The 18,499-nt window shown below is 73.7% G+C and carries 15 protein-coding genes; 7 read left to right on the top strand and 8 right to left on the bottom strand.

Features of this window, described 5'->3' with window-relative positions:
• Nucleotides 1-54: 54 nt before the first annotated feature.
• The 5 genes from OG357_RS14905 to OG357_RS14925 all read left to right on the top strand — a co-directional run bounded on the left by OG357_RS14905 (nucleotide 55) and on the right by OG357_RS14925 (nucleotide 4,688).
• On the top strand, nucleotides 55-849 hold the full coding sequence (locus tag OG357_RS14905) for an FHA domain-containing protein (RefSeq protein ID WP_329621623.1): 795 nt from the start codon (nucleotides 55-57) through the stop codon (nucleotides 847-849).
• Entirely contained in the window at nucleotides 846-2,231 is a 1,386-nt protein-coding gene (locus OG357_RS14910) for a protein kinase domain-containing protein (RefSeq protein ID WP_329621624.1), read from the top strand. The genes OG357_RS14905 and OG357_RS14910 overlap by 4 nt, the downstream gene beginning before the upstream one ends.
• A 74-nt stretch (nucleotides 2,232-2,305) precedes the next feature.
• Complete coding sequence (locus tag OG357_RS14915) at nucleotides 2,306-3,202, top strand: peptidoglycan DD-metalloendopeptidase family protein (RefSeq protein ID WP_329621625.1); 897 nt, start codon at nucleotides 2,306-2,308, stop codon at nucleotides 3,200-3,202.
• Nucleotides 3,203-3,306: 104 nt separating this feature from the next.
• A complete protein-coding gene (locus OG357_RS14920; protein ID WP_329621626.1) occupies nucleotides 3,307-4,188 on the top strand; it encodes a hypothetical protein in 882 nt (293 codons plus the stop codon).
• Nucleotides 4,189-4,229: 41 nt separating this feature from the next.
• Nucleotides 4,230-4,688: a hypothetical protein gene (locus OG357_RS14925; RefSeq protein WP_329621627.1), complete on the top strand. Its 459-nt coding sequence runs from the start codon at nucleotides 4,230-4,232 to the stop codon at nucleotides 4,686-4,688.
• Nucleotides 4,689-4,764: 76 nt separating this feature from the next.
• Here OG357_RS14925 and purH read toward each other — a convergent pair whose 3' ends face one another.
• Entirely contained in the window at nucleotides 4,765-6,327 is a 1,563-nt protein-coding gene (purH, locus tag OG357_RS14930) for a bifunctional phosphoribosylaminoimidazolecarboxamide formyltransferase/IMP cyclohydrolase (RefSeq protein WP_329621628.1), read from the bottom strand.
• Nucleotides 6,324-6,938, bottom strand: a complete 615-nt coding sequence (gene purN, locus OG357_RS14935; RefSeq protein ID WP_329621629.1) for a phosphoribosylglycinamide formyltransferase — start codon at nucleotides 6,936-6,938, stop codon at nucleotides 6,324-6,326. Before purN ends, purH begins: the two co-directional genes overlap by 4 nt.
• 338 nt (nucleotides 6,939-7,276) lie before the next feature.
• On the opposite strand from purN, the gene OG357_RS38845 reads away from it, so the two are divergent.
• The gene (locus OG357_RS38845) at nucleotides 7,277-8,092 is read left to right on the top strand and encodes a hypothetical protein (protein ID WP_443066684.1); all 816 of its coding nucleotides are present in this window, start codon (nucleotides 7,277-7,279) and stop codon (nucleotides 8,090-8,092) included.
• Between the two features lie 7 nt (nucleotides 8,093-8,099).
• Here OG357_RS38845 and OG357_RS14945 read toward each other — a convergent pair whose 3' ends face one another.
• Entirely contained in the window at nucleotides 8,100-9,671 is a 1,572-nt protein-coding gene (locus tag OG357_RS14945) for a cell division protein PerM (protein WP_329621631.1), read from the bottom strand.
• A gap of 119 nt (nucleotides 9,672-9,790) precedes the next feature.
• Here OG357_RS14945 and OG357_RS14950 point away from each other — a divergent pair, with 119 nt between their 5' ends.
• Entirely contained in the window at nucleotides 9,791-11,125 is a 1,335-nt protein-coding gene (locus tag OG357_RS14950; protein WP_329621632.1) for a sigma factor-like helix-turn-helix DNA-binding protein, read from the top strand.
• 85 nt (nucleotides 11,126-11,210) lie between these two features.
• Here the strand turns inward: OG357_RS14950 and sucD are convergent, their stop codons facing one another.
• The 5 genes from sucD to OG357_RS14975 form a co-directional block, all read right to left on the bottom strand.
• A complete protein-coding gene (sucD, locus tag OG357_RS14955) occupies nucleotides 11,211-12,095 on the bottom strand; it encodes a succinate--CoA ligase subunit alpha (RefSeq protein ID WP_056552175.1) in 885 nt (294 codons plus the stop codon).
• Between the two features lie 19 nt (nucleotides 12,096-12,114).
• Nucleotides 12,115-13,293, bottom strand: a complete 1,179-nt coding sequence (sucC, locus tag OG357_RS14960) for an ADP-forming succinate--CoA ligase subunit beta (RefSeq protein ID WP_329621633.1) — start codon at nucleotides 13,291-13,293, stop codon at nucleotides 12,115-12,117.
• Nucleotides 13,294-13,771: 478 nt separating this feature from the next.
• The gene (locus OG357_RS14965) at nucleotides 13,772-14,938 is read right to left on the bottom strand and encodes a VWA domain-containing protein (RefSeq protein WP_329621634.1); all 1,167 of its coding nucleotides are present in this window, start codon (nucleotides 14,936-14,938) and stop codon (nucleotides 13,772-13,774) included.
• On the bottom strand, nucleotides 14,935-17,313 hold the full coding sequence (locus OG357_RS14970; RefSeq protein WP_329621635.1) for a DUF5682 family protein: 2,379 nt from the start codon (nucleotides 17,311-17,313) through the stop codon (nucleotides 14,935-14,937). The genes OG357_RS14965 and OG357_RS14970 overlap by 4 nt, the downstream gene beginning before the upstream one ends.
• A complete protein-coding gene (locus OG357_RS14975) occupies nucleotides 17,310-18,467 on the bottom strand; it encodes an ATP-binding protein (RefSeq protein ID WP_329621636.1) in 1,158 nt (385 codons plus the stop codon). The genes OG357_RS14970 and OG357_RS14975 overlap by 4 nt, the downstream gene beginning before the upstream one ends.
• Nucleotides 18,468-18,499: the final 32 nt, after the last annotated feature.

Consider the following 18,499-nt stretch of genomic DNA (forward strand, 5'->3'; position numbering starts at 1 on the left):
TTATCGCCGCTTCCTAGCCTGACCGCGCAGGCAGACCTCGGGAAAGGAAGCGTCATGTACAGCATCATCGTGGTGCCCGCACCCGCCGCCGGCCCCGGGAGCCAGGTCAGGCTGGCACCCGGCGAGAAGCTCCACTTCGGCCGCACCACCCCGCAGACGGCCGGCGCACCGTGCCACCACCTGGACATTCCCCACCCCGGGGTGTCCCGCACCGCCGGCGAGATCGGCGCGACGGCGAGCTACTGGACGCTCAGCAACTTCAGCGCGGCCTCGACCTACGTCGTCGAGAACCCGGAGGGCGCCGGGGAGCACATCAAGATCGCGCCGGGGCGGGTCGACGCCCCCGTGCCGTTCGAGTTCTCCCGGGTCGTCCTGCCCGCCGGCGGCGACCTGCTCGACTTCAGCGTCTGGGCTCCCCGCCACGACTACGTGGAGCGCGCGTACTCCGCCTCCGCCGAGGAGGGCGAGCCGACCGCGCTCGCCTTCCCCCTCGACCGCTCCAAGCGGTACTTCCTCGTCCTCGCCGCGCTCTGCGAGTCGCGGCTGCGCGGCGCCCCGCACGCGCCGCTGCCGACGGTCGACCGGATCGTGGAGCGGCTGCGGCCCCTGTGGCCCGCGGTGAACCGCGCCTCGGTGCAGTGGAACATCGACTACCTGGCCGTGAAGTTACGGCTCAAGCCCGGCCCGGACACGGCGGACGCGGGCCCGCGCCTCAACGGCAAGAAGGAGTCCCTGGTCTCGCTCGCGCTCCGCTTCGACCTCGTCCGCGAGGACGACCTGACGGCGCTGACGGCACCGACAGCCCCGACGAAGCCGACAGCCCCGACGTTCCTACCGGAGGCACGGTGAACTGCTTCCCGCTGACCGTGCCGACCGGGTACGAGGTCGGCGACTGGACCGTCGAGCGCCCGCTGGGCGCCGGCGCGTTCGGCAGCGTGTACGCGGCACGCCGCACGGGCACGGGGACCGACCCCCACGGCGACACCGGCGGACGGGGTGATCTCCCCGCCCGGGCCGCGCTCAAGTTCCTGCCGACCGGCACCCACACCCCGCGCCAGCTGCGCCACCTGCGCGACCTCGCCGACCGCGAGGTCGACCTCCTGAGACGGCTGCGGTCACCGCGCCTCATCCGGCTGTACGAGACTCTGACGGTCGACGACCCGGCGCACCCGGAGCTCGACGGCGCCACCGTCCTCGTACTGGAGGAGGCGGAGCGCCCGCTCCAGTCGCTGCTCACGGACTCCGCGGCGCCGCCGCCGTCCGGTCCCGCGCTGCTCGTCCAGATCTGCGAGGGCCTGCACCAGCTGCACACCGCGGGCTGGGTGCACGGCGACCTCAAGCCGGGGAACGTCCTGCTGATGAAGGACGGCAGCGTCCGGCTCGGCGACTTCAGCACGGCGAGTGAGCTGGAGGGCAGCCACGCCTACGCCGCCGGCTTCGCCACGCCCGACTACACGCCGCCCGAGCTGCTCTGGTCGGAGGTCGGCGACCGGGGCACGCGGATCCGTCCCAGCGCCGACGTCTGGGCCTTCGGCGTCCTGGCCCACACCGTCCTGACCGGCTCCTCCCCGCTGCCCGGCGGCACGCCGACCGCCCGCCGGGACGCCGCACTCCGCTACGCGCGCGGCGACGAGGAACTCCGCCTCTCCCCCGAGCTCCCGCCGGTGTGGCGGGAGATCGTCACCGACTGCCTGAGCCGCACCCACGAGGACCGGGCCGCCCACGACGCGACGTCCGTACTGAGCCGGGTCCGGGAGGCGGCGGCGGGCCGGATGCCGCGCCGACGGCGCTCCGGACGACGACGGCTCGTACCGCTCCTCGCCGCCTCCCTGGCAGGGCTGACGGCGGCGGGCCTCGGTCTGAACGCCCTGCTCGACCGGCAGGACGGAGAGAACACCGCCGCCGGGTACGAGCGGTGCGCGCCGGGCTACGTCTGCTTCTTCTCCGAGGCGGGCGGCAGGGGCGAGATGTGCGACTGGGAGAACGACGACCCCGAGTGGTTCGACGGCGACACGGTCTGCGCGTGGGCACGGAAGGAGGCCCCGCGCTCGGTGTTCAACAACGGCGCCGCCGACGCGAAGGGCTTCGTCCACGTCGCGTTGTTCGCGGCGACCGATCTGAAGGACGACCTGGGCTGCGTACCGCAGAGCGCACGCGGCGACATCACCCTGCCCCGGCCGATCGCCTCGCACACCTGGTCCACGAGATGCCAGGGAGCCGTGACCCTCTGATGTCCGAGTACGGGCGGAGCGCCGGACTTCGGGACGGTGGGGCGGCCATCCGCTCGCGAGAAGGGAACACGAACGTGTCCTACGCACGACTGCGCGCCGCACTCCTGGCGTTCCTGACGGCCCTGGGCCTCACCCTCGGGCTCGGCGCCGCCACGGCCGGCGCCGCCGCCGACACCCGTACGACCGCCGCCCCGCCCGCCGGCAAGCCGGCCTTCCAGCTGCCGTTCGCCTGCGGCACGCAGTGGCAGCTCAATACCTGGGACCACGATCCGGCGCTCGACATCGTCAAGGAGGGCAACCCCGGCTCCGACGGCCTGCCCGTCTACGCCTCCGCCCCGGGCACGGTCTCGGCCGCGTACTGGAACAACGGCTCCGGCAACACGCTCCAGATCAGTCACGGCAACGGCTGGTTCACGGCGTACTACCACCTCCAGGAGGCCCCGACCGCGTACGTGAAGGTCGGCGGTCAGGTCACCGGCGCCACGCAGATCGGCCGCGTGGGCAAGTCCGGCGCGGCCGGCGGCTGGGCCCACCTCCACTACGAGCAGCGCTACCTGGCCTCCGGCACGTTCACGGACGAGTCCCACCGCAGGCCCGTGCACTTCGGCGGTGTCGAGTACAGCGGGGCCGGCCGCCAGTGGGCGAGCGTCACGAGCGGCAACTGCGCGCAGCCGCAGACCGCCCCGTACCAGCCGTGGAACTGCCCCAACGGCTCCGTCTGCTTCTACTCCGAGACGGGCGGCCGGGGCACGGTCTGCAAGACCGACAGGAACGTGCCGGCGAGCAGCTGCGGCCTGCGCAAGTCCTTCTTCAACAACGGCAACCCGGAGGCCGGCGGCGACCACGTGTACGTCTCCTTCGCGGAGGGCGGCACGTCCTGCCTGCACCACGGCTGGGCGGACGGCCGGGGCGACTTCGCCGCCGGCGGCCGGACGATCAAGTCCGTGACCTGGGGCGGCGAGTGCGCCTGACCCTCCCCTAGGAGTTACGAGGTACCCCGAGCCGGACCGCGCCGCGAAGGTGTGACCGGGCCGCCCACCCGGAGCGGCCCGGTCACCCGAGGGGGCTCGGAACCATGACGTCCACGTTCGTTCGCGCCTGCGCCGTCGCCCTGGTCCTCGTGGCCGGTGCGACCGGCTGCGGGCCCGGAGCCGGGGCGGAGGCCGGCTCCGGCCCCCGTCCCGAAGTCACCGACACCGACCGCGCGTTGCTCCGGCACGCGGAGCAGGTCCTGGTCGAGCGGTGCATGCGGGCCAAGGGCTTCTCGTACCGGGCGGGACCGCGCCCGACCCCGGACGAGAGCCTCACCGTCGGCTACCTGCTGACGGACGCGGCCTGGGCGCGGAGGAACGGGTACGGCAGCCGGATCAGCGCGAAGGTCCTCGCGGCGCGGAAGACGAACCCGAACCTGCTGTACGTCGACGGGCTGTCGCCCGAGCGTCGCAAGGCCTACCGCACGGCCCTGGACGGCGGCGCCGGAGCCAGGACGCTCTCCGTGGAGGCGCCCGGCGGCGGAACGATCGGCCGCCGGCTCGGCGGCTGCGAGGAGACCGCCCAGAAGCGGCTGTACGGCGACCCGGCGGCCTGGTTCCGGGCCGCCAAGACCGCGACCAACCTGACCCGGCTGTACGTGTCGGAGCTGAGCCGCGACCCGGAGTTCACCGCTGCCCAGGCGGCCTGGGCGGCCTGCATGCGCGAGGCCGGTCACCCGTACGCGACCCCGGCGGACGCCCGCAGCACGCTCCCCGCGAGCGGGCCCGAGGACAAGATCTTCGCCGCCGAGGTGCGCCTGGCGACGGCAGAGGCCGAGTGCGCCGCGTCCTCCGGCTTCGCCCGCACGGGGCGGGCCCTGGAGCGCCGGTACGTGGACGGGCTGCGCGGCGCGTACGGCGACGAACTCGACGTGTACGCACGACTGGAGCACGAGGCGCTGACCCGCGCCCGCTCCCTCACATGAGCTCCCGCGGCGCGAGGCCGCGGGCGGACGGAGGAGGAACCATGAAGCGTCTCATCGGCAGCGCCGTCGCGGTGCTGGGCCTGGCGGCCGGCTCCGTGCTGATCGGCACACCGGCACAGGCGTCGACCGCGTGCGACAACTTCTACAACAACGCCGCGCGGTCCGGATACATGTACGCGTGGAACCTGCCCAACTGTTCCGGCCTGCTCGGCGGGGACGTGGACAACGACGCCGACTGGGGCGACTCCACCGGGTCCTTCCAGGGCAGCGACACCAACAACGCCGAGTCCGTCATGAACAAGGGCACGGGCAGTACGTACCACATCGTCCGGTTCTACGACTACACGGCCTACAACACGCCCAACGGTTACGGCTGCCTGCACCCGGGCGAGTACTACGCGAGCGACCTGCGGGACAACAGGCTCAGCGACGGCGGTCCGGCCGCCAACAGCATCAGCTCGCACAACTGGGTGTCCAGCTGCAGCCACTGGCTCGACTGATCCCCGCACCACGCACGGAGGGCCCGCCGGTACGCACCACGTACCGGCGGGCCCTCCGTCCGCTTCCGCGCGAGGATCAGTGGAAGAAGTGACGCGTACCGGTGAAGTACATCGTCACGCCCGCCTTCTTCGCGGCCTCGACGACCAGCTCGTCACGGACCGAGCCGCCGGGCTGCACGACCGCCTTCACGCCGGCGGCCGTCAGGATCTCCAGGCCGTCGGGGAAGGGGAAGAAGGCGTCCGAGGCGGCGTACGCGCCGCGCGCCCGCTCCTCGCCCGCCCGCTCGACGGCCAGCTTCGCGGAGTCGACGCGGTTGACCTGGCCCATGCCGACGCCGACCGAGGCGCCGTCCTTGGAGAGCAGGATCGCGTTGGACTTGACGGCGCGGCAGGCCTTCCAGGCGAAGGAGAGCTCGGCGAGCTCCTCCGCGGACAGGGCCTCGCCGGTCGCCAGGGTCCAGTTCGCCGGGTCGTCGCCGTCGGCCTGGAGGCGGTCGGTGACCTGGAGCAGCGCGCCGCCGTCGATCGGCTTGACCTCGACCGGGTTGGCCGGGGCGCCGTCGGCACGGAGCACGCGGATGTTCTTCTTCTTGGCCAGGACCTCGACCGCGCCGTCCTCGTAGCCGGGGGCCACGATGACCTCGGTGAAGATCTCGGCGACCTGCTCGGCCATCGCGACCGACACCGGGCGGTTGACGGCGATGACGCCGCCGAACGCGGACAGCGGGTCGCAGGCGTGCGCCTTGCGGTGGGCCTCGGCGACGTCCGCGCCGATCGCGATGCCGCACGGGTTGGCGTGCTTGATGATCGCGACGCAGGGCTCGGCGTGGTCGTACGCGGCCCGGCGCGCGGCGTCGGTGTCCGTGAAGTTGTTGTACGACATCTCCTTGCCGTGCAGCTGCTCCGCCTCGGCGAGGCCGCCCGTGCCGTCGACGTAGAGCGCGGCGCCCTGGTGCGGGTTCTCGCCGTAGCGCAGCACGTTGGAGCGCTCGTACGTGTGACCCAGGAAGCCCGGGAAGCCGCTGTCGTCGTCGGCGGCGTAGCCCTCGGCGAACCAGGAGGCGACGGCCACGTCGTACGCGGCGGTGTGCTGGAAGGCCTGGGAGGCGAACCGCTTGCGCAGGCCCAGGTTGGAGCCGCCCTCCTTGACCGCCAGGAGGACCGCGTCGTACGCGCCCGGGTCGGTGACGACCAGCACCGACGGGTGGTTCTTGGCGGCGGCGCGGACCATCGACGGGCCGCCGATGTCGATCTGCTCGACGCACTCGTCGGGGGTGGCGCCGGAGGCGACGGTCTCCTTGAACGGGTACAGGTTCACGACGACCAGGTCGAAGGGCTCGACACCCAGCTCGGCGAGCTGGTTGCGGTGGTCCTCCAGGCGCAGGTCGGCGAGGATGCCGGCGTGCACGCGCGGGTGCAGCGTCTTGACGCGGCCGTCCAGGCACTCGGGGAAGCCGGTCAGCTCCTCGACCTTGGTGACCGGGATGCCGGCGGCGGCGATCTTCGCGGCGGTGGAGCCGGTGGAGACGAGGGCGACACCCGCCTCGTGCAGGCCGCGGGCCAGCTTCTCCAGGCCGGTCTTGTCGTAGACGCTGACGAGTGCGCGGCGGATGGGGCGCGTCGTACCTTCGGCGGTCACGGGATTGTTACCTTTCGTCCCTCAATGCGGTAGCCGTGCCGGGCCAGACGCCCCACGACCTCGACGAGCAGCGAGCGCTCGACTTCCTTGATGCGCTCATGGAGCGCGGTTTCATCGTCCTCGTCCCGGACCTCGACGACGCCCTGGGCGATGATCGGGCCGGTGTCGACGCCGTCGTCGACGAAGTGGACGGTGCACCCGGTGACCTTCGCGCCGTAGGCGAGGGCGTCACGCACCCCGTGGGCACCGGGAAAACTGGGCAGCAGCGCCGGGTGGGTGTTGACGACCCGGCCGCCGAAGCGGGCGAGGAACTCCTTGCCGACGATCTTCATGAACCCGGCCGAGACGACGAGGTCCGGCTCGTGGGCCGCGGTCGCCTCGGTCAGGGCACGGTCCCACTCCTCGCGGGTCGCGTGGTCCTTGACGCGGCAGACGTAGGTGGGCAGCCCGGCGCGCTCGGCGCGCTCCAGACCGACGATGCCGTCGCGGTCCGCGCCGACGGCGACGATCTCCGCCCCGTACCCGTCGGGGTCGGCGGCGATGGCGTCGAGGAGGGCCTGCAGATTGGTACCGGACCCGGAGACCAGGACGACGAGGCGGGCGGCAGCCACTGGGTCACTCTTTCCGTGGTGTTTGTGCGGTCGTACGAACGAATCGTGTCGCTCGATACGGGGAACCCTACGAATGGCTCGACCGTCAGCAACGATACCGGCACACCGGACGGCCCCCACGGGACGGGGGCGGAGCAGGGCGGTAGCGTCAGGGTCCGACGCCGGACGAGACACCGGACAGGACACCGGGCAGGACTCCGGACGAGACCGGACAAGACGCCGAGCGAGACGCCGGACACGGCGCCGGACACGGCACGCAGAAGAGCACGCAGAACAGACAGCAGCGGAGACCGCGGGTGCGGCCGCGGTCACGACGACAGAGGGAAGACGTCCAGCACATGCCGGAGCGCCAGTCCACGAACGACAACAACCCGTTCGCGCCGCCGCCCGAGGGCCGGCCGGATCAGCCGTGGCAGCCCCGGCGACCGGAGGGCTCGGACGACGACGCGTCCGGTTCCTCGGGGTCGCCGGACGCTCCGGGATCGGAGCCGGGCGGGCCCACCGGGCCCACCGGGTCCTCCGGGGCGTCCGACGGGCGCTGGAGCCCGCGCCAGCCGGGCCGTTCGACGGACGGGTTCGGTCGGGGTCCCGACCGCCGGGGAGGCCCGGAGGGCGGACCTGGACAGGGCGGGTCCGGCCGTGACAAGGGGATGCGCTGGGATCCGACGGACCCGGCACAGCGGCGGGCGCGCTACGCGATCCTCGCGGGCATGTGGGCCTTCTTCTTCGCCATCTTCGAGATCCCGGAGCTGGCGCTGCTGCTCGGCGCCCTCGGGCTCTACTGGGCCATCAGCTCCCTGCGCGCGAAGCCGAAGGACGCGACGGCGGCCGACGCGGCGGCGGCTTCACCGTCGGAACCGTCGGGTCCGTCCGCCTCTCAGCCCGCGGACGCACCCGTCCCCACTCCCGCCTCCACTTCCACCTCCGCTCCCGCTCCGGCGGCCACGCCGGTCCGTTCCCTGCGGACGGCCGCGATCAGCGGTCTGGTGGCGTCGAGCGTGGCCCTGATGATCGTCGCGGTCGGCTTCACCATGCAGATCGTCTACGCGGACTTCTACGAGTGCCGTGACGACGCCCTGACCCACGCGGGCGAGCTCGCCTGCAACGACCTCCTGCCGAAGCCGCTGCGCGCGGGCTTCGGAGTGCGGGAGTAGCCCCCGCTCAGCCCTTGAGGTCCGGCGGCGGGGAGGACTCCCACGCCGCCGGGAGGTAGTCGTACGGCTCGTACCCCGGGTCGTCGTCCAGGTCGAGGCCCAGAGCCGGGACCGGGGCGGCGGCCTTCGCCGTAGCGGCCGGGGTGCCGGGATCGGTCCCGGCGGCTTGCGACGCCTGGCCGCCGGGAAAGGCGCCGGCAGCAGCGCCGGCGGTGGCACCGGCAGCGGCACCGGCCGTTGCGGCGGTCGTGGGGTCCGGAGCGGCGTCCGGCTGCGTCTCCAGGTCGAAGGGGTCCCCGAACCCCGCCCCCGCGGACGCGGTCGCCTGCGCCGTCGCGGGCGCGGGTGCGGTCGCGGGTGCCGGTACGGGCAGCGGCAGCGGCTTTGGCCGGAGCGCCCGAAGGCCCCAGGCCCGTACGGCCAAGGCCACCGGCACCCCGACGCAGGCGCCCCACAGCACCGTCGCCGCGCCGGCCTGCCACCACACCGGGCCGAAGGCGGACAGCCGCCCGGAGCCGAGCGGGCCGCCCGCGGCGGCCGCGAGGACGGCCACGGCCGCCCCGCACGCCCAGGCGGCCGCCAGCGCCGTCAGGGCCACATCCCGGGCCGGCCAGCCCTTGGCCGTGCGGCCCACGCGCCACCCCTGCACCAGGGTCGCGGCCAGCGGGACCGCGAGCGCCGCCCAGTGCGTCCACGTACCGCGCCCCTCGGCGGGCAGCGCGGCCAGCAGCGGGAACGACGGCACGGCCGGGTCGCCGGCGAGACCCAGCGGGGTCGCGAGCGCGCCCGTACCGAGGGTGAAGCCGGGACCGAGCCCGTACGCCGCGCCCCACACGGCCGCGTTCGGAAGCAGCGCCAGGACGAGGAGCAGGACCGCCGCCCGCCCCGACCACTCCCCCGCGAGGCCCTCGAACGCCGCCTGCGCCTCGCCCGCGTGCCAGGCCAGCGAGACCGCGGCGAGCACCGCGCCGCCGCCGCACAGCGTCACGAGCCCGAGGCCCGCCGCGCGCACGGCGGCCGCCGCCTGCCGCTGTCCGGGCAGCGGGCGGCCGAGCGCCGTCCAGACGCCCGTCCCCGCAGCGCCGAAGACGACGGCGGGCAGCCAGAATCCGGCGCTGATCAGCTCGGCGGGCAGCGGTCCGCTCTCGCTGTAGACCACCACGACCGCCGCGACCAGCAGGTATCCCCCGGCCACCGCGGCCACCGCACCGCTCGGAGAAGGGCGCGGCCGGTCGCTGTCGCCGCCCGGGTCGAGGGTGTCGCGGGCGGCCCGGTGGACGAGCCAGACGGGCAGGACGGAGAGGAGCATCGGCACGACGCCGAGAGGCGCGGGCAGCCCGGACAGCGTGTCCGTACGGATCAGGTCCACGCCGTGGGCGAGGAGCCAGAGCCCGGCGGCGACGTGCAGGGCGCCGCCGGGGCCGCTGTCGGGATGCGGGGAGCTGATCCAGGCCGCGGTCACCAGGACGGCGAGGGCGCCGAGACCGAGCCCGGCGGCGACTCCGCCGCGGACGCAGGCGGTGGCCAGGGCGGCGGAACGGCCGCCCTGGACCAGGGGGTGCTCGGTCAGATGGGTCACGGGGCCATGCTGCCAACGACACGCGCTTAAGCCGCGTAACAGGCAAACCTCCGCTGTGTCGCTCAAGATACGTTTATGTACTTTTCCGCCCATAGCAGCTCTGCGGGAGGTCGACGCCGATGAGCCGGAGCACCACGGATTCCGCATCCTCCGCGACCCTGCCGACACCGAAGGAGCGGCGCAGGTTGCGTGAGGCCCTCGCCCTGAGCGAGGAGCAGGTCGCCGAGGCCATGGGCGTCACGAAGGCCACCGTCAAGGCCTGGGAGACCGGGCGCTCGGCGCCACGGGGCCGCAAGCGCGAGGCGTACGCGAAACTGCTCGGCGCGGCGGAGGTCGCCGAGGCCGCCCGCGCACCGGAGCACACTCCGCCCGCGCCCGCACCGACGTCCCCGTCCACGTCCACGTCCGCGGTCACACCAATGGCCCTGCCCCCCGCCTCGGCCTCCGCCTCCGCCTCGGTCCGGCCCATGGCCGCCGTGAAACGAGCCGCCAAGCCGCCCAAGGCCCCCTCGCCGGTCCCGGCCATCGCGCCCGGCGCCGCGCGCAAGGGCGCATCGAAGCCGCCGGAACGCCTGAAACCGGCGGAAGCGGAGGCCGCCCCGGAGACCGTCCCGGAGCCCGCACCCGCACCCGCACGGCCGCCTGCCGAGCCGGGGCTCACCCCCGCGGAGGCCTTCGACGCGCTCTACGTACACGCCGCGCCCGGGCTCGTCCACCAGACCTATCTGCTCACGGGGCGCCGCCGGCTCTCCCGCGAGTCCGTCGAGTACGCCTTCCACCACGCCTGGGAGCACTGGCCCGAGGTCGCCGTCGACGCGGACCCGGTGGGCTGGGTGCGGGCGGCGGCGTACGAGTACGCCCTCTCCCCCTGGCACCGGCTGCGGCGCGCCCACAAGCACCCCGACGCCCCGCCGACCGAGGCGAGCCGGCGGGCGCTGCTCACCGCGCTGCTCGAACTGCCGCCGCCGTACCGCCGTACCGTCCTGCTCTACGACGGGCTCGGCCTCGACCTGCCGGACACGGCCGCCGAGACGGAGGCGAGCACCCCCGCCGCCGCCAACCGCCTGCTGCACGCCCGTACGGTCATCGGGCAGCGGATCCCCGAGCTCGCCGAGCCGGAGACCCTGCACCGGCGGCTTCACGAGCTGGTCTCCGAGGCGCCGACGGCGACCCTCCCGGCGGCGCGCGCGGTCCGGTCGGGCAGCGAGCGGCGGACCCGCAAGTGGACGCGGACGGTGCTCGGGGTGACGGCGGCCCTGATCTGCGTGACGGCCTTCACGGCGGCGACCGCTCCGACGCGCTACCTGCCCGTGGAGGTCCCCGGCGAGACCGTCAACGGGGTGCCGGTGCGCGGCGGCCCGCAGAAGCTCGGCCCCGAGGACGTCGAACTCCGCGACAGGCTCCGCAACGAGCCGAACCCCGGCCCGGAGCGGCTGATCCCGTCGGCGGAGTAGGCACGGCGCCCGTACGCGAGTGGGCCCCGCCCCCGCCCGGTTTCCCGGGAGGGGGCGGGGCCCACTCGTGTCACGACGTGTGCTGTCAGCCCGCGAGGATGGCGCGCGCCAGCTTGGCCGTCTCGGTCGGCGTCTTGCCGACCTTGACGCCCGCGGCCTCAAGGGCCTCCTTCTTCGCCTGGGCGGTGCCGGAGGAGCCGGAGACGATGGCGCCGGCGTGGCCCATGGTCTTGCCCTCGGGCGCGGTGAAGCCCGCGACGTAGCCGACGACCGGCTTGGTGACGTTGGCCTTGATGAAGTCGGCCGCACGCTCCTCGGCGTCGCCACCGATCTCACCGATCATGACGATCAGGTCGGTGTCGGGGTCCGCCTCGAACGCCGCGAGGGCGTCGATGTGCGTGGTGCCGATGACCGGGTCGCCACCGATGCCGACGGCGGACGAGAAGCCGATGTCACGGAGCTCGTACATCATCTGGTACGTCAGCGTGCCGGACTTCGAGACCAGGCCGATGCGGCCCGGCTTCGTGATGTCGCCCGGGATGATGCCGGCGTTGGACTGGCCCGGCGTGATGAGGCCGGGGCAGTTCGGGCCGATGATGCGGGTCTTGTTGCCCTTCGACTGCGCGTACGCCCAGAAGGCGGCGGAGTCGTGGACGGCGATGCCCTCGGTGATGACGACGGCCAGCGGGATCTCGGCGTCGATCGCCTCGACCACGGCGGCCTTCGCGAACGCCGGCGGGACGAAGAGGACCGAGACGTTGGCGCCGGTCTCCTTCATCGCCTCGGCGACGGAGCCGAAGACCGGGACCTCGGTGCCGTCGAAGTCGACGGTCGTGCCGGCCTTGCGCGGGTTCACGCCACCGACGATGTTGGTGCCGTCACCCAGCATGAGCTTGGTGTGCTTCATGCCCGTGGCACCGGTCATGCCCTGGACGATGACCTTGCTGTCCTTGGTCAGGAAGATAGCCATGGTGTTCTGACCTCGTCCCTTACTTCGCAGCCGCGAGCTCGGCGGCCTTGTCGGCCGCGCCGTCCATGGTGTCCACGCGCTGCACGAGCGGGTGGTTCGCGTCCGACAGGATCTTGCGACCCAGCTCCGCGTTGTTGCCGTCGAGGCGCACGACGAGCGGCTTGGTGACCTCTTCGCCCTTGGAGGCGAGGAGCTCCAGGGCCTGGACGATGCCGTTGGCGACCTCGTCACAGGCGGTGATGCCACCGAAGACGTTGACGAACACGGACTTGACGTCCGGGTCGCCCAGGATGATCTCCAGGCCGTTCGCCATGACCTCGGCGGAGGCGCCGCCGCCGATGTCGAGGAAGTTGGCCGGCTTCACGCCGCCGTGGTTCTCACCGGCGTACGCGACGACGTCCAGGGTCGACATGACCAGACCGGCACCGTTACCGATGATGCCGACCTCGCCCTCGAGCTTGACGTAGTTGAGGTTCTTGGCCTTGGCGGCAGCCTCGAGCGGGTTGGCTGCGGCCTTGTCCTCGAGAGCCTCGTGGTCGGGCTGACGGAAGTCGGCGTTCTCGTCGAGAGACACCTTGCCGTCCAGGGCCAGGATGCGGCCGTCCTTGGTCTTCACCAGCGGGTTGACCTCGACGAGGAGCGCGTCCTCGGCGACGAAGGTGTCCCACAGGGTCACCATGGCCTCGGCGACACCCTCGGCCACGTCGGCCGGGAACTTCGCCTGGGCCACGATCTCGCGGGCCTTGACGATGTCCACGCCTTCGACGGCGTTGACCGGGACCTTCGCGAGGGCCTCGGGGGTCTTCTCCGCGACCTCCTCGATGTCCATGCCGCCCTGCACCGAGGCCATGGCCAGGAAGGTGCGGTTGGTGCGGTCGAGGAGGTACGAGACGTAGTACTCCGCCTCGATCTCCGGGGACAGCTCGGCGATCATCACCTTGTGGACCGTGTGGCCCTTGATGTCCATCCCGAGGATGTCCGTCGCGCGGGCGACGGCCTCGTCCGCGTCGCCGGCCAGCTTGACGCCGCCGGCCTTGCCGCGGCCACCGACCTTCACCTGGGCCTTGACGACGGACTTGCCGCCGAGGCGCTCGGTCGCGGCGCGCGCGGCCTCAGGCGTGTCGATGACTTCACCGGCCAGCACCGGTACTCCGTGCTTGGCGAAGAGATCCCTCGCCTGGTACTCGAACAGGTCCACGCGCGTCCGTCCCTTTTCTGATGATCGCGGTTCGTTGTCTGCGTGGGCGTGCCGCGAAGGGCAACGTGACTGCACTGTCACAAGGGAGGCGTACACGGTGACCGTGGACGCGGCATGTCCGTCTCGCAGGTTATCCCCGAGGGAGGTAGGTCCCTAAATCGCAGGTCACAACGGAGCGGTGATACGGGTCACAGAACGTAGGGGGGCCGGGGCGGTCCGTAGGGGTTGCGGAGCGGGGACTCGCGCCCTTCACGGCAGGCGGGGACTGGGCTCCGGGCCCCTCACGACGCGCCAGGGATCGAGGTGAGGGGCTCGCGGAGGCGGGTGTGATATGGACCTCAGTCGACCCCGGAGCACCCGTGCGGGTGGTCCCGGGGCTGCGGATTCCGCACCTGCCGGGGGTACGACTCGATCACCCGTACGACTCCGGGGGCCGGACCCGGCTCGGGTCCGGCTCGGGTCCGGCTCGGGTCCGGGCTCAGGCCGTGGGTATCGGCAGCGGACGCTTCTCCAGAGCGGCGGCCATGATCTCCGGGAACAGGTCGGGGGTGCAGGCGAAGGCCGGGACGCCGAGCGCGGCGAGCGCCGCCGCGTGGTCCCGGTCGTAGGCGGGGGCGCCCTCGTCGGAGAGGGCGAGCAGCGCCACGAACTGGACGCCGGAGGCCTTCATCGCCGCGACCCGCTTCAGCATCTCGTCGCGGATGCCCCCCTCGTACAGGTCGCTGATGAGGACGACCACGGTGTCGGCGGGGCGGCCGATCCTCGCCTGGCAGTGGGCGAGGGCGCGGTTGATGTCGGTGCCGCCGCCGAGCCGGGTGCCGAAGAGGACGTCGACCGGGTCGTCGAGCCGGTCGGTCAGGTCGACGACGGCCGTGTCGAAGACGACGAGCCGGGTGGCGATCGACCGCATGGAGGCCAGCACCGCGCCGAAGACCGAGGCGTAGACGACGGAGGCGGCCATCGAGCCGGACTGGTCGATGCAGAGCACGACCTCTTTCCGCACCCCCTGGGACGCGCGCCCGTGGCCGATCAGCCGGTCCGGGACGACGGTGCGGTACTGGGGCAGGTAGTTCTTGAGGTTGGCGCGGATCGTGCGGTCCCAGTCGATGTCCCGGTGCCGGGGGCGGCTGATCCGGGCCGAGCGGTCGAGGGCGCCGGTGAGCGTGGCGCGGGTGCGGGTGGCGAGGCGCTTCTCCAGGTCGTCGACGACTTTGCGCACGACGGCCCGCGCGGTCTCCCTGGTGGTCTCCGGCATGGCCTTGTTCAGGGAGAGCAGGGTGCCGACGAGGTGCACGTCGGCCTCGACGGCCTCCAGCATCTCCGGCTCCAGGAGGAGCGTGGCGAGGCCGAGGCGGTCGATCGCGTCGCGCTGCATGACCTGGACGACGGAGCTGGGGAAGTACGTCCGGATGTCGCCGAGCCAGCGGGCGACGGAGGGCGCGGAGCCGCCGAGCCCGCCCGAGCGGTCCCCGCCCTTGCCGTCGGCCCGGCGCTCGCGGCCGTAGAGCTCGGCGAGGGCGCGGTCCATGGCGGCGTCGATGCCGGTGAGGGCGCGGCCGGTGCCCTCGGCGTCCCCGCCGCCGAGGACCAGCCGCCAGCGGCGCAGCCGCTCGTCGTCCGTCGTGCCGTCGGTGCTGCCGCTCATGTCGTGGCCTCTCGTGTCGTGGCCTCTCGTGTCATGGCCTCCGTACCGAGGATGAGGTGGAGGAGGGGCAGGACGCCGTCCGCCCGTTCCCGGTCGAGGCCGGTGGCGAAGCCGGGTACGCCGCCGGGCGTCGCGCGGCCCGGCCCGTCGGCCCGCGGGCCGCGCGCGACGAGCTCGCCGAGGGTGCGGCGGACGCCCGGCTCGTATCCGGAGAAGGTGCGGCGCAGCAGGGGCAGGACGTCGGTGAAGGCCGCCGCCGGTACGGAGGTGAGCCAGGTGTCGATCAGGCCGAGCAGCCGCTCGTCGTGGACGAGGAGCAGCCCGCCGCCGGAGGCGCCGCCGGCGAAGCCGTCGATCCAGGCGGCGGCGTCCTGCGGAGGGGCGCCGGGCGAGAGGGCGCGGCTCATGAGCGGTGCGGCCTCGTCCTCGGTGATCCGTCCCTCGTCGAGGAGGAGGCGGGCGGCCCGGCCGCGCAGGATCCCGGGCACGCGGTCGCGTCCGGCGAGCCGGTGCAGGACGCCCGCCCAGCGGTCGGCGGGACGTGCGCTGTCCGGCAGCAGGCCGAGTGCCTGGTGGACGTCGTCGATGCGGTCGCGCATGGCGGTGGCCGCGTCGGCGTCGAGTCCGACGCAGGCGGGCGGCAGGCCGACACAGATCCGCTCGGCGAGCCCGGCGGCGACCTCGGCGAGGGCGGCCGTGCCGGTGCCTCGGACGTCGCCGTAGCGCAGGGAGCGGGCCAGGGCAGGGAGGGCCTGGGCGAGGTGGGTGACGTCGGTGTCGAGCGCGGCCCGGTCGGCGAGGGCCCGCATCACGACGGGCAGGGCGTCGGCGAGGCCGGCGAGGAGGCACTGCTCGGCGAGGGCGGTGATGTCGGCGAGGGCGGTCGCGGCCAGGGCCCGGGACTCGGCCTTGGCGGTGGCGGCGGCCTCGACGGTGGTGCCCCAGACTCCGGCCTCTGCCACCTGGACGTGCAGCTCGGGCTCCCAGCCCAGCCGCCAGGTCTCCCGGAAGGTGCCGGTGCCGGCCCGTCCGGCGGCCGGGGTGCCCCAGCCGACGCCGAGCAGCCGCAGCCGGTGCAGGAGTCGGCTGCGGGCGCCGTCCGTGTCCTTGCGGAGGTCGAGGTCGAGCTCGCGCTCCCGCGCCTCCGGCTTGAGCCGCAGGGAGCGCTGGAGGCGGCTCAGGTCGCGCTGGAGGGGTACGGCGGGGGCGCCGGCCGGGACCTCGCCGAGGACGTCGCCGACGACGAGGCGGTCGCGGACGAGGTCGAGCGGCACGTCGGAGCCCTCGCACAGGACGGCGCGGACGGCGTCCGTCGTCTCGTCGAGTCCGGGGGCCGGCCGGCCGCGCAGGGCGGCGAGGGTGTCGGCGAGGCGGACGGCCTCGATGACGTGCGCGGTGGAGACGAGGTGGTCCTCCGCCCTGAGGAGCCCGGCGACCTTGGTCATCCAGCGCTCGACGGGCCGGTCGGGGGCGGTGAAGAGGTGGCCGTACCAGCCGGGCGCCTCGATGCCCGCGCCGTAGCCGGAGCGCCGGGCGAGCCTGCGGTGGGTCCAGGGGACCCAGGTGAGCTCGGTCTTCACCTTGGGCAGGCCCTTGAGGAGGGCGCGGTCGGCGGCGACGGTGGTCTTCCGGGTGAGGGCGGGGACGTGCCAGGCGCCGCAGACGACGGCGACCTCGTCGCCGAAGTCCTTGCGGGCGGCGCGCAGCTGGAGCCGCATGTACGCCTCGCGGACCAGGTCGCGGGGGTGCCCGCCGTGCCCGTACGCCTCGCGCAGGGCGCCCATGGCCTCGGCGAGGGCCTCGAACGGGGCGGTGGGGTCGTCTTCGCCGCGCAGTTCGACGACGTCCTCCCACCACTGCTCGGCGTCGTCGTGCCCGGCGGTCCTGGCGAGTTCGGCGAGGGGGTCGATACGGAGCCCGCCGCCGGCCTCCCCGCCGTCGGCGGCCCCTTCTCCGTCGGACCAGGTGGGGTCGGCGGCGGCGAGGGTGTGGGCGGCGGGCAGGTCGACGAACCGGACGGCGGCGCCCCGGTCGAGGGCCCAGCGGATCGCGACCCACTCGGGCGAGAACTCGGCCATCGGCCAGAACGCGGCCCGCCCGGGGTCGTCCACGGCGTGGGCGAGCAGGGCGACGGGCGGCCGCATGGACTCGTCCGCGGCGAGGGCGACGAGGGCATCGGCCTCGGCAGGTCCTTCGACGAGCACGACGGCGGGCTTCTCCGCGTCCAGCGCGGCCCGCACGGCGCGGGCCGAGCCGGGCCCGTGGTGCCGGACGCCGAGCAGCAGGGGCCGGCCGCGCCGCCCGCCGCCCCCGGCCTGGACCCCGCTCCGGCCGGGGACGGGGGCCGGTGCCGGTGCCGTGGTGGCGGGTGTCATGCGCTCACCTCGCGGCAGGCGCGGTAGAAGTCCTTCCAGCCGTCTCTCTCCCTGACCACGGTCTCCAGGTACTCCTGCCAGACGACGCGGTCGGCCGCAGGGTCGCGGACGACGGCGCCGAGGATGCCGGCGGCGATGTCCCCGGGGCGCAGGACGCCGTCGCCGAAGTGGGCGGCGAGCGCGAGGCCACCCGTGACGACGGAGATCGCCTCGGCCGTGGAGAGCGTCCCCGAGGGGGACTTGACCTTCGTCCGCCCGTCGGTGGTGACTCCGTCCCGCAGCTCGCGGAAGACGGTGACGACGCGGCGGATCTCGGCCGCTCCGGCCGGCACGTCCGGCAGGGCAAGGGAGCGTCCGATCTGCTCGACGCGCCGGGCGACGATGTCGACCTCGGCCTCGGGTGTCGCGGGCAGCGGCAGCACGACGGTGTTGAAGCGGCGGCGCAGCGCGCTGGAGAGTTCGTTGACGCCCCGGTCGCGGTCGTTGGCCGTGGCGATGAGGTTGAAGCCGGGGACGGCCTGCACCTCCTCGCCGAGCTCCGGGACCGGCAGGGTCTTCTCGGACAGGATCGTGATGAGGCTGTCCTGCACGTCGGCGGGGATGCGGGTGAGCTCCTCGACCCGGGCGGTCATGCCCCGCGCCATCGCCCGCATCACGGGGCTGGGCACGAGTGCGTCGCGGCTGGGGCCGTGGGCGAGGAGCCGCGCGTAGTTCCAGCCGTACCGGACGGCTTCCTCGGGCGTGCCCGCGGTGCCCTGGACGAGGAGTGTGGAGTCGCCGCTGACGGCGGCGGCCAGGTGCTCGGAGACCCAGGTCTTCGCGGTGCCGGGCACACCGAGCAGCAGGAGCGCCCGGTCGGTGGCGAGCGTGGTGACGGCGACCTCGACGATGCGGCGCGGTCCGACGTACTTGGGCGTGATCACCGTCCCGTCGGGGAGCGTGCCGCCGAGGAGATAGGTGGCGACGGCCCAGGGCGAGAGGCGCCAGCGGGCGGGCCGCGGCCGGTCGTCGGCGGCGGCGAGTGCGGTGAGTTCGTCGGCGAAGGCGTGCTCGGCGTGCGGCCTCAGGGCCGCGGTGGTGGCCTCGGGCAGGCCCGGTCCGGTGTGCGTCTCGACACCGGAACCGGGCTGCGCGACAGTTTCGGGCACGGTCATGGATCCCCCTCCAGATCGCTCGACCTGTTGTG

The sequence above is a fragment of the Streptomyces sp. NBC_01255 genome (genome assembly GCF_036226445.1).
Taxonomy (GTDB): Bacteria; Actinomycetota; Actinomycetes; order Streptomycetales; family Streptomycetaceae; genus Streptomyces.